Raw genomic sequence first — 11,325 nt, 5'->3', positions numbered from 1 at the left:
AACCCCTATCTGCGTATGCAGGTAGGGGTTTTGTTTTTGTCTGGAACAAAAGCAACTATTTGCAGCACAAATAGGCACAGTTATTTTCAGTTCAGGACACTAGAATAGGTCCAACTATTTCGGAGCCAGAGCCTTTATGCCAGATTCGGTTGACGCCCTCGGGCTGTCAGAATTACCGCTGGAAGACTTGGTAGCCTGTCATGAGTGCGACCTGCTGATGCGCAAGCCGCAGCTCGCCCATGGCGAGAAAGCGCTGTGTCCTCGTTGTGGCTACGAACTCTACGCGCACCGGCATAACGTCGTGCAACGCAGTCTCGCCCTGGTGATCGCCGCTCTCCTGTTGTTTATTCCGGCGAACTTTTTACCCATCATGGAGCTCAATCTACTCGGGCAATCGTCGCAAGACACTGTCTGGAGCGGTGTTGTGGGGTTGTTCGACACCGGCATGCAAGGCGTGTCGGTCGTCGTGTTCCTGTGCAGCATGGCCATCCCGCTGCTCAAGTTGCTGTGCCAGCTGGCGGTATTGCTGAGCATCCGCTTTGACGTCGGCCGCAGTTACGGTTTGTTGCTATATCGCATTTATCACCATTTGCGCGACTGGGGCATGCTTGAGGTCTATCTCATGGGCGTCCTGGTTGCGATCGTGAAGCTGGCAGATATGGCAGCGATTACCGTCGGACTCGGTTTGGCATGTTTCATCAGTTTGTTGTTGGTTCAGGTCTGGCTGGAAGTGGTGATGTCGCCCCACCAGATCTGGCAGGCTCTATCAGGAGAGGATGCCCATGCGGGCGATTGATGCAGGCATTCTGATTTGCACCGAATGCCATGAGTTGAACAGGCAGGACGCTGACACCGACGAGCAGGTCTGTACGCGATGTGGTGCGTTGGTCCATGAGCGCCGTCCGAACAGCCTGGTGCGAACCTGGGCGTTACTGATTACGGCTGCGATTTTGTATATCCCGGCCAATGTATTGCCCATCATGACGGTTACCTCCCTGGGGCAGGGCGATCCCAGCACCATCATGTCCGGGGTGATCCAGCTGGTTCAGCACGGCATGATCCCCATCGCAGCCGTGGTGTTCATTGCCAGCATCGTCGTGCCGACCTTCAAACTGGTAGGCATTGCATTGCTGTTGTTCTCGGTACAACGCCACCAGCCGCTGTCGGCCCGCCAGCGCATTCTGATGTACCGCTTTATTGAATTCATTGGCCGCTGGTCGATGCTCGATATCTTTGTGATCGCCATTCTCGTGGCGGTCGTGAATTTCGGACGGCTTGCCAGCGTCGAAGCCAATCTTGGTGCCATTGCGTTCGCCAGTGTGGTGATTCTGACGATGCTTGCTGCAGTTACTTTCGATCCCCGACTGATTTGGGATAACACGGAGTCGGACGACGACCATGACTGATTTGCCAACAGCTAAAACCCGACCGGCCTCGAACTGGTCGGCTATCTGGGTGTTACCCCTGATCGCCCTGATCATCGGCGGCTGGCTCGGCTGGCGAGCCTATAACGAGACCGGCATCGAGGTTCAGGTGCGGTTCGAAAGTGGTGAAGGCATTCAGGCCAACAAGACCGAAGTCGTCTACAAAGGCATGTCGGTGGGCAAGGTCAAGACCCTTAAACTCGACGACGAAGGCGCCTCCAAAGGGGTGATCGCCACCGTCGAGATGAACAAGGATGTCGAGCAATACCTGCGCACCAGCACGCGCTTCTGGCTGGTCAAGCCAAGCGTCACCCTGGCTGGTATTACCGGCCTGGAGACGCTGGTTTCGGGTAACTATGTCGCGATCAGCCCGGGCGAAGGCGAGCCCACTCGCAAGTTCAAGGCGCTTGCCGAAGAGCCACCATTATCCGACGCCAAGCCCGGCCTGCACCTGACCATCAAGGCCGACCGACTGGGTTCGCTCAACCGTGGCAGCCCGGTGTTCTACAAGCAGATCAAGGTCGGCCAGGTGAAAAGCTACCTGCTGTCTGAAGATCAAAGTACTGTTGAGCTCAAGGTCTTCATTGAGCCTACTTACGCCAATCTGGTGCGTAAACATACGCGTTTCTGGAACGCCAGCGGCATCAGCATCGACGCCAACCTTTCCGGCGTGAAGGTGCGCAGCGAATCCCTGGCCAGCATCGTTGCCGGCGGTATTGCCTTTGCGACCCCGGAAAACCGCAAGGACAGCCCGGCAACCGATCCGAGCCTGCCGTTCCGGCTCTATGAAGATTTCGACGCTGCCGCAGCCGGTATACGTATCAAGGTCAAGCTCAGTGATTTCGAAGGTTTGCAGGCCGGTCGTACGCCGGTCATGTACAAAGGGATACAGGTCGGCAACCTGAAGGCGCTCAAGGTCGATCCTGACCTGACGGCGGCCACTGCCGAGCTGACCCTTGACCCGCTGGCCGAGGATTATCTGGTCGATGGCACTCAGTTCTGGGTGGTCAAACCCTCGATTTCCCTCGCTGGCATCACCGGTCTGGAAGCGCTGGTGAAGGGTAACTACATCGCCATACGCCCCGGCGACAAGGGGGCAGCGCCGCAGCGTGAATTTGTCGCAAGACCCAAGGCTCCGCCTCTGGACCTGCGCTCACCCGGGCTGCACCTGGTCCTGTTTACCGAGAACCTCGGCTCGCTGGAAGTGGGCAGCCCGATTCTCTACAAGCAGGTGAAGGTCGGTTCGGTCCAGAGCTATCAATTCTCCAAGACTCGTAAACAGCTGGTGATTGGCGTTCACATCGAGAAAGAATATGAAGGCCTGGTCAATGCCTCCAGCCGATTCTGGAATGCGAGTGGCGTTACCCTCACGGGTGGGCTGACGGGTGGCATCCAGGTCAAGAGCGAGTCACTGCAAAGCCTGATGGCCGGTGGTATTGCTTTTGAGACCCCGGAAGCCAAGGCGCCGCTGCAAAAGCGTATCCCTCGGTTCCGCCTGTTCCCCAGCCACGACGAGGCCAACCAGAAAGGCACCCTGGTCACCATCAAGGTCGACCGCGCCGACGGTCTGCGCACCGGCACTCCTGTGCGGTTCAAGGGGCTGGATGTCGGCAAGATCGAGGACGTTGATCTCACCGATGACCTGCAGTCCGTGGTGCTCACCGCGCGAATTACCGAAGTGCCGGAGCGTATTGCCCGGGTCGGCAGTCAATTCTGGGTGGTCAAGCCGGAGCTGGGTCTGATCAAGACCGCAAACCTTGAAACCCTCGTGACCGGTCAATACATTGAGGTGCAGCCCGGGCCGAAGAGCCTGGGCCCGCAGAAGAGTTTCGTGGCCTTGTCCAGCCCGCCGGAAATAGCCAAGGTGGAGCCTGGCTTGAGCCTGGTGTTGAGCGCGGCTCGTCGAGGCTCGTTGAAGATCGGCGTGCCGGTCACCTACCGGGAAGTGACGGTAGGCAAGGTGACGGGGTACGAGTTGGGGCAGACAGCGGATCGCGTGCTGATTCACATCCTGATTGAACCCAAGTACGCGCCGTTGGTGCGCAGCGGTACGCGGTTCTGGAACTCCAGCGGTTTCGGATTCGACTATGGACTGTTCAAGGGCGCGACGATGCGCACCGAGTCTCTGGAAACCCTGATTCAGGGTGGCATCGCGTTCGCCACCCCGGATGGCGAGCGCATGGGTAACCCTGCGCGAGCGGAACAGACATTCCCGTTATTCGATAAGTTCGAAGATGAATGGCTGACCTGGGCGCCGAAGATCGCGATCGGTAAGTAATTATCGGCGGCGGTGCTCGTGATGAGCCCCTCGCATTCGCCCACCAGCTCGGACAAAAAAGGCCGCGGTCCATTGGATCGCGGCCTTTTGTCTGGATCAGGCAGGATCAGACGGCATCCAGCTCCGGTTCATCGGCTGCCACATTGACCACAGGCTTCACTTCATCGTGACGGCGAATGTACTTCCAGTCCGCCTCGTCGATGTAAATCCCGTTCGGTCCGCTGCCGCCTTCCAGGTCAATGGCGACACTGGCGCAAACCTGCGGTTTGACACTCGCCAGAATCGGCACGAAGCCCAGTTGCAGGCTGGTTTCCAGCAGGGCTGCCTGGTTCTTCTCGTCGATGTCCGCCGCTTCGTCGAGGTAGTAGGGCAAGCGCACCCGGCCGGCCTGGTCGCGGTCCATCAAGTGCAACAACAGGTACATGTTGGTCAGCGCCTTGATGGTCATGGTGGTGCCGTTGGACGCAGCACCATCGATGTCGGTGTGGATGACGGGCTGGCCGTTGACCTTGGTGATCTCGAATGCCAGTTCAAACAGGTCCTTGAGGCCCAACTGGTTGTGGTTGGCAGCAACCAGGCGTGCCAGATACTCCTTGGCCTCCTCGTTTCTGTTGTCCTGGTCGGCGCTCTGGCTGAGATCGAATACCGAGAGGGTTTCACCTTCTTCGTACTGGCCGGCACTGTGGATGATCTGGTCAATGTGTTTCAACGCTTCCTTGTTCGGCGCGAGCACGATGCGGAAGCTCTGCAGGTTGGACACCTGGCGTTTGTTGATCTCGCGGTTGAACAGGGCCAGTTGATGCTCGAGGCTGTCGTAGTCGCTGCGGATGTTGCGCAGGGTCCGCGCGATGTCAGTAACCGCGGCGCGGCGGGCCTTGCCCAGGGTCAGCGCTTCGTCGGTGCGATGCGCGTAGGCATTGATCAGCAGTTGCAGGCGCCGCTCCATGTCGTCTTCGCTGTCGAACTTGGCAACACCCTTGAGACGCACCTGGGCGTAGAGCGCATCGATCTGACCATCGCTGCGCAACAGTCCTTGCCAGCTGTCCTGGTAGTCATTGAGCAGTGGCAGCAGGTTGTCCATGGAATCGTCGATCGGGTCCATGAACGGAGTACCGAACGGCAGGTCTGCCGGCAGCAGTTGGCGGCGGCGCAAGGCGTCGTCGAGCGTGCGCTGCTTGGCTTCCATGTCGCCGATCTGCCGCCCTACCAGTTGCAGCTTGGCCGACAGTTGCTGGACTCGCTCGGTGAATGCATCGCTGGAGCGTTTTAATTCGTCCTGCGCGGCTTCCATCTGGGCCAGCTGTTCCAGCTTGTCGCCTTCTTCGGCGCTCAGGGTTTGCGAGCGACGGAAATCTTCCAGCGCCTTTTGCGCGTCCAGCACTTGCTGATACAACGCTTCGGTCTGGGTCTTGCTCGCCGCGCGGTCGGCGGCCACGGCCGCCTGGGTTTTAAGCTGCTTGAGTTCTTTTTCCAGGCGTTCTTTCTGGTCGCGCAATGCGGCGCGGTCAGCCAGGGCTTGCAGGGCCGGCGGCTCGATGTGCGACATATCGATGGACAAGCCAGGCACTTCGAATCGCTCGCCCTTGAAGCTATCCAGAATCAGCTCCATGGACTTGACCCACTGTCCGTCCTCATCCAGCGCAATACCGTGTTCACCCAGTGGCAGGCTGAACAGGGCACTGTTGAACAGGCGCATCAGGCGCTCGACGTCCTGTTGCGAGAACTCTTCGCGCAGACGGGCGTAGCTGTTGTTGTCGGCATGATCGAGCTGCTGCTTGACCGACTTCAGGCGTTTTTCCAGGTCGCGCAGACGCTCTTCGAGGTCTTCGGCGCTGAATTGGCGGGACTGGGCCAGCGCACCGGCCAGTTCGTCGTGCGCATCCTTGGCCGCCAGCAGTTGCTGTTCCAGGACCTTGACGTCATCGACCAGGGCAAAGCGATTCTTCAGTACGGACAACTCTCCTAGCCAGCGCTGGATGCCGGAAATTTCCCGTTCCAGGCGCATCAACTCCTGAGTGCCGCCGCGCTGATCGTTTTGCAGTGCGTCCTGTTCATTGCGGTAGTGCTCGGCCTGGATGGTCAGCTCTTCCTTGCGCGCACTGGCATAGTCCGACCAGGTGCCCAGTAACGAGTCGAGCAGCGGCGAGATGCGGTGCAGTTTGCCGCGCAGGATATTACGCTGGGTCACACCGGCCGCCAGGGCTTCGACCAGCGGGCCGGCCGTGACCAGCGAGTTGTAATCCTGCTCCATGCGGCGTACGTCGCGAAACGCTTCTTCACACGCCGCGATGTAGTCCACGCTGCCGGAACGCAGACTGTGTTCGAACGCATCGAGGAACAACTGCTTGAGCTTGGCCGCGGTGATTTCGCGCATGTGCAACAGGTTGATGAACAGCGCACGGAACGTCTTCAGGCTTTGTTCGCTGGTGGAGCGCAGTGGAATCAGGGTCAGGTCCAGCGGAATCGATGTGTGACCGCCCACCAGCAAGCGACGCAGTTCATCCGGCTTGAGTTCGTAGGCTTTCAGGCCCTCGCGCTCAAGGTTGGTGAACAGCTCTTTCTGACGCAGGCAGGTGTCATTCTTCTGGTAGTGCGCCAGGTCCAGTTTGCCGGCATAGGCAAAGAACTGGTGACCAAAACCACCACCCGGGCCGCGACCCACCACGCCGATCACGTGCGGGCCATGGGGCAGGGACACTTCAACGAGGATGTAACTGGTGTCCGAGGCGAAATAGAAGCGCCGGGATTGTTCCAGGCTGTACTTGCCGAAACTCATGTCCGACATGCGCGCCAGAATCGGGAACTGCAGGGCGTTAATCGAGGCGGATTTGCCCAGGTTGTTCGCGCCGTAAACCGACAGTGGCTCTTCCAGCGGGAACAGGCCGAGGCTGTAGCCGGCGGTGTTCAAAAGGGCGAAGCGGCGAATGCCGTAGCGTTCCTTGCTCATGCGTCGGTCTCCTGTTCTTCGGCAATGGCGCGCGCCATGGCGTCTTCTTCGCTTTCTTCTTCGAAGTCAGTCAGATCCAGTGGATCGTCGGTTTGCAGCAGCTTCTCATCGCTGTCGTCATCGATCAGCACTGGAGCCGGCAGCGGCAACACGCTGTGCAGGCTGGCCGCCAGGTCGCGGTCCTGCTGCACTGACAGGCAGACATCGAGGAAGCGGTGCATCGGCGGCAGGAAGCGATAGACGCCGTTTTCTTCGCCAGCGAAACCGAGTTGGGTCATGCGGCGCATGATTTTTTCTTCGAGCTCTTCGACAGTTTGCACTTCGGCCTGGATAAACAGGTCGCGGTACTTTTCCAGTAGCGAAGGCAATTCGTCGCGACCCAGGCTGCCTCCGTCAAGCACGGCGATCGGGTCCCGACCCTGATCCGCCAGATGCTCGACCAGAATGAAAGTAAACAGCGCCAGACGCTGGGCGGTCTTGTTCACCGCAGCGGCGGCGAGGTCCGGCACGAAGTAATAGAAGCCGCGGGTATCGCAGACCAACTCGAACCCCAATGCCTTGAACAGCGTGCGGTACTGGTCCTGGAAGTTCGACAGTTGCGCGTACAGCTCCGGATCACGGCGGCTGACGTGGTAGCCCTTGAACAGCTCGCGGAAGATCGGTGCCAGCTGGGACAGTTCGGATAGATCAAGATGCATGTGGGATGCTCGCGGAATCCTCGGCGGCGCTGTCGCGGGCCGAGAGCAGGGCGAAGGAGCGCAGGCTGACCTGGTGCTCATGAGTGTGGTAGTCACGGCGTTCGAGACGCTCGCGCTGGAAACGTTTTTCCCGCGACAGGCGCGAGAACCAGTACAGCAACTCGTCAGTGGCGCCGTCTGGCTCCTGTTCCAGCAGCCAGGCCATCAGGTCCGGCATCGGCAGGGCGTCTTCGCAGCGTTCAAGCATTTCGCGAACGGTACGTGGCGCACGCGGGGCTTCGCCTTTCTGGGTTTTGTGAGCCTTGGGAAAACGCGCCGGTTTCGGCTCGAAACGGGCCAGTGCGTACACGTACGCTTCGACCTGGCTGGCGCTGCCAAGGAAGGTGCTTTGCGGGCGGGTGAACATTGGCATGGCCGCTTGGGGGACCGCGTCCAGGCCTTTGCGCCGGATAGCCGACAAGGCCAGCGCCGCGCCACGGGTCACGGCATTGTGCCGACGGGCCTCTTCACGCAACGGCAGGAGCAGTTCGCGGGCGTGGCGCAGGGTCAACTGGGCGCTGGTCTGCATTTCGAGGATGCGCGCATGGGTGCGCAGCAGCATGTCGTCGTCGACCAGGTGGCCCAGCCGTTGCTGTTCGGTGAGCATCCTCAGCAGGACATTCTCGACCTTGCGTACGCCTTGCTCGAAAGCACCGTCGGCATTGACCAGCTGGATCATCGGCTCGACGTATTCATCCCAGGTCGCCAGCACTTCGGCGTAACGCTGGCGCAGGGGAATCTGCCGGTCGCTGGTCTTGGCGCGCTCGGCGACGGCCACAAGAGCCTGTTCGTCGTTGGCAAGTTTCTTCAAGACGTCCCGTACGCGCATGTCCAGCAGGCGCAATTGACGTGCCAGGTCGTGGCCGTCGCGGATGTCGAACGCATCCTGGATATAACCGGCCAGGCGTTCGAGGTGGCGCAAGTAGGCTTCGATTTCCAGACACAGACCCAGGCGGTGCTCACGGCGCAGGTAGGCGAGGAAGTCGTGAATCTGCGCATTGAGCTCGAAACGGTTCGGGCTTTTTGCCACAGGCACCAGGATGTCGAGGCGAATCCACACATCCAGCAGGCTTGTGATGTCCTGCGGCGTGCTGTCCAGTTGCTGGGCGCCCAATTGCGTGCGCAGTTCGTTGAGGCTCAAGGTGCCCTGGTCGAAGTGCTCGCACAGTGGCTCCAGAAGTGCCCAGTGTTCAGCGAGGGCGCGCAAGACGCGCTTGGGTTCGATCATCGGAATGGCCGGCTGGTTGGCGATAAAAGCAGCGATTGTACTGCATCGCGCCCATTGCGATTAACTCTCGGGACGGACAGTCGGCTTTCTGTCGATCAAGCGCGGGCGATCTTGCGAGAAGGGCGGTAGAATCCACGCACTTTAGTTATCCACAAGTGGCCGACCTTTGCTTATCGAGTCCCGTCGCCGCGCTTATTTGACCGCCATGCAGGTGGTCAACTGGCTGCCGCGCACCGAATTGCCCTTCGCCGCGCCGTCGCGGCCCGAGCTGCTGGAGACACCGCAACCCGTGGTCGTCGCTCCGATAGCAACGGCCACTGTGGCTGAGGCGCCCGTGCAGCCGCAGGCCAAGCCCGCCGAGCGGGTGAAGATCGAGGTGCCTCGGCCTTCGCTGGCCAGCACCCGCACGGATGCAAAAGTCGAAGAAGTGGCCGCGCCAGTCGTGGCCAAGCCACCAGTAGTGCCGCCGCCGCGTTTCGCCCTGCAGTTGCTGCGCGCCGGTCGCTGCCTGCTGCTGGTCGAGTTACCCACAGGTGAAACCTTTCAAACCCGCGACCCTGCCTATCTGCTGCTCAAGGACATGCTGCGCGCCGCCGGCCTGCCGGACAGCCCACAGATAGTCGGCGACCCCGTACGCTGGCCGCTGCTGGCCCGGGGCACCATGGATCAAGGCCCGGAAGCCGCTCGTGATTTCGTGCAGGGTTTCCTCTCGGCCCGCCTGGAAGATGCGCCGTGCGTCTGCGTATGGCTGATCGGTCTGCCGGCGGTACGTTTCGCTGGCGAGGAAAACGCCGAATCGTTCAACCGTGAACTCCAGGTCGAAGGCCTGGGCTCGGTCTGGGCCCTGCCGGGCCTGGAATTATTAATGGAAGAGCCACAGCGTAAGGCTGATGTCTGGCAAGCCATGCGTCGGCTGATGGCGCGCTGGAAAGAATCAAATGAGTGACGCTGTATCGTTTCGCCCCATGATCGAGGCGGACCTGGACGCTGTACTGAAGATCGAATACGCGGCTTACAGCCATCCGTGGACCCGCGGGATTTTTCTTGATGGGCTCGGCAAGTACCAGATCTGGCTGATGTTCGAAGGTCAGCAGCAGGTCGGCCACGGTGTGGTACAGATCATTCTTGATGAAGCGCACCTGTTGAACATCACGGTCAAACCGGAGAACCAGGGCCGTGGCCTGGGCCTGACGTTACTTGAGCACCTGATGTCGATTGCCTACAAGGCCGAGGCGCGGGAGTGCTTCCTGGAAGTGCGGGACAGCAATCGTTCGGCGTTTCGCTTGTATGAGCGGTACGGGTTCAACGAGATCGGGCGGCGCCGGGACTATTACCCGGCGGTGGGCGGCCGGGAAGATGCGGTGGTCATGGCCTGCACGCTGGTGGATTGAACCCGTCGGTGGATTGAACACAGATACCCCCGTAGGAGCTGCCGAAGGCTGCGATCTTTTAATCCTGGTGTTTATACAATCAAAAGATCGCAGGCTTCGGCAGCTCCTACCGGGGAGAATTCTGTCAATCGGGTAGGTCAGCGATTCCCGTCCAGCGGATCACGCTGCGCCAGTTCCGCTTCATCCAGGCCATTGCCTCCGCCGATGTCATCTTCATCGACAATGCTCAAGTCCCAGTCTGCCTGACCTGCTTCGCCTGCTTCCCGGGCATCCCTTGCGCCGTCTTCGAGGATGAGCGTTTCCGGGCTCATATCATCATCCGTGGGTTCGTGGTCTTCGGTGGAGGCGCCCGTCATGCCCGCCTCCCGCACCCGCTCAGGCGGCATCAGTTGCTCGCGCTCGTTGTCCGGCAGTTCGTCGCCAATCCGGGCGCCGGGTTCGTCTTCGTCAAAGTCCAGTTCATGCATTGAACCCATGCGGTCTTCGTTGTCATCGATGGGCTCGGGTTGCGCCGCATCGAAAGGACGTCGTGAATCAGTCATGGTATTTCCTCATACTGTGGGCCTTACTAGGATGGACCCACAGGGCTGGCGAGAATTCCACCTGCCTTAGTTGCATTGATCGCGTGACCCCGACGGGTGGTTGTCTGTCATAGAAGCGCACCATTCTTGAGGCTCTACAGCATGAACGAATTACAAGATCTGATTGATAACAACGAACGCTGGGCTGAAGCGATCAAACAGGAAGATCCGGACTTCTTCTCCAAGCTGGCTCGCCAACAGACCCCCGAATACCTGTGGATCGGTTGCTCCGATGCGCGGGTGCCGGCGAACGAAATCGTTGGCATGCTTCCTGGCGACCTGTTCGTCCACCGCAACGTGGCGAACGTGGTGCTGCATACCGACTTGAACTGCCTGTCGGTGATTCAGTACGCGGTGGACGTGCTCAAGGTCAAGCACATCCTGGTGACCGGCCACTATGGTTGCGGCGGCGTACGAGCGTCGATGCAGGACCGCCAGCTGGGCCTGATCGATGGCTGGCTGCGCTCGATTCGCGACCTGTATTACGAAAAACGCGAAGAGCTGGCGCAGTTGCCAACTGAAGAGGAGCAGGTGGACCGCCTCTGCGAGCTGAACGTGATCCAGCAAGTGGCCAACGTCGGCCACACCAGCATTGTGCAAAATGCCTGGCATCGTGGACAGAAACTGTCGATTCACGGTTGCATCTACGGCATCAAGGACGGTCGCTGGAAAAGCCTGAACGCAACCATCAGCGGCTTCGAGCAGTTGCCGCCACAGTACCGTCTGCGTCCGCTGTAGC

The 11,325-nt window shown here is 59.9% G+C and carries 10 protein-coding genes; 6 read left to right on the top strand and 4 right to left on the bottom strand.

All coding sequences use genetic code 11. From position 1 onward, the window contains the following. The first annotated feature begins 136 nt into the window (after positions 1-136). Genes HYI44_RS13030 through HYI44_RS13020 form a run of 3 tightly spaced genes read left to right on the top strand, consistent with a single transcriptional unit; the run spans position 137 to position 3,702 of the window. Entirely contained in the window at positions 137-796 is a 660-nt protein-coding gene (locus HYI44_RS13030; RefSeq protein ID WP_225569564.1) for a paraquat-inducible protein A, read from the top strand. Then, a complete protein-coding gene (locus HYI44_RS13025; protein ID WP_122838723.1) occupies positions 783-1,406 on the top strand; it encodes a paraquat-inducible protein A in 624 nt (207 codons plus the stop codon). The genes HYI44_RS13030 and HYI44_RS13025 overlap by 14 nt, the downstream gene beginning before the upstream one ends. Next, a complete protein-coding gene (locus HYI44_RS13020; RefSeq protein WP_122838724.1) occupies positions 1,399-3,702 on the top strand; it encodes an intermembrane transport protein PqiB in 2,304 nt (767 codons plus the stop codon). Before HYI44_RS13025 ends, HYI44_RS13020 begins: the two co-directional genes overlap by 8 nt. Before the next feature lie 106 nt (positions 3,703-3,808). On the opposite strand, the gene mksF is transcribed toward HYI44_RS13020, so the two are convergent. The 3 genes from mksF to mksB are packed head-to-tail and all read right to left on the bottom strand — an operon-like array spanning position 3,809 to position 8,614. Next, the gene (mksF, locus tag HYI44_RS13015; RefSeq protein WP_045059203.1) at positions 3,809-6,649 is read right to left on the bottom strand and encodes an Mks condensin complex protein MksF; all 2,841 of its coding nucleotides are present in this window, start codon (positions 6,647-6,649) and stop codon (positions 3,809-3,811) included. Further along, positions 6,646-7,347, bottom strand: a complete 702-nt coding sequence (gene mksE, locus HYI44_RS13010) for an Mks condensin complex protein MksE (protein ID WP_122838725.1) — start codon at positions 7,345-7,347, stop codon at positions 6,646-6,648. Before mksE ends, mksF begins: the two co-directional genes overlap by 4 nt. Then, positions 7,337-8,614 (bottom strand): Mks condensin complex protein MksB, encoded by a 1,278-nt coding sequence (mksB, locus tag HYI44_RS13005; RefSeq protein ID WP_122838726.1) that lies wholly within the window; start codon positions 8,612-8,614, stop codon positions 7,337-7,339. Before mksB ends, mksE begins: the two co-directional genes overlap by 11 nt. 205 nt (positions 8,615-8,819) lie before the next feature. Between mksB and HYI44_RS13000 the strand changes: the two genes are divergently transcribed. Then, positions 8,820-9,560, top strand: coding sequence for an energy transducer TonB (locus tag HYI44_RS13000; protein ID WP_225569570.1), 741 nt, complete (start codon positions 8,820-8,822; stop codon positions 9,558-9,560). Continuing rightward, positions 9,553-10,005 (top strand): ribosomal protein S18-alanine N-acetyltransferase, encoded by a 453-nt coding sequence (gene rimI, locus HYI44_RS12995; protein ID WP_007942632.1) that lies wholly within the window; start codon positions 9,553-9,555, stop codon positions 10,003-10,005. Before HYI44_RS13000 ends, rimI begins: the two co-directional genes overlap by 8 nt. 137 nt (positions 10,006-10,142) lie before the next feature. On the opposite strand, the gene HYI44_RS12990 is transcribed toward rimI, so the two are convergent. Then, complete coding sequence (locus HYI44_RS12990; protein WP_122838728.1) at positions 10,143-10,547, bottom strand: serine kinase/phosphatase; 405 nt, start codon at positions 10,545-10,547, stop codon at positions 10,143-10,145. Between the two features lie 141 nt (positions 10,548-10,688). Here HYI44_RS12990 and can point away from each other — a divergent pair, with 141 nt between their 5' ends. Beyond that, positions 10,689-11,324, top strand: coding sequence for a carbonate dehydratase (gene can, locus HYI44_RS12985; protein ID WP_122838729.1), 636 nt, complete (start codon positions 10,689-10,691; stop codon positions 11,322-11,324). Position 11,325: the final 1 nt, after the last annotated feature.

Origin of the sequence: Pseudomonas sp. Y24-6, assembly GCF_020295325.1 — a bacterium.
Taxonomy (GTDB): domain Bacteria; phylum Pseudomonadota; class Gammaproteobacteria; order Pseudomonadales; family Pseudomonadaceae; genus Aquipseudomonas; species Aquipseudomonas gregormendelii.
This window is presented reverse-complemented; position numbering and strand designations above follow the sequence as displayed.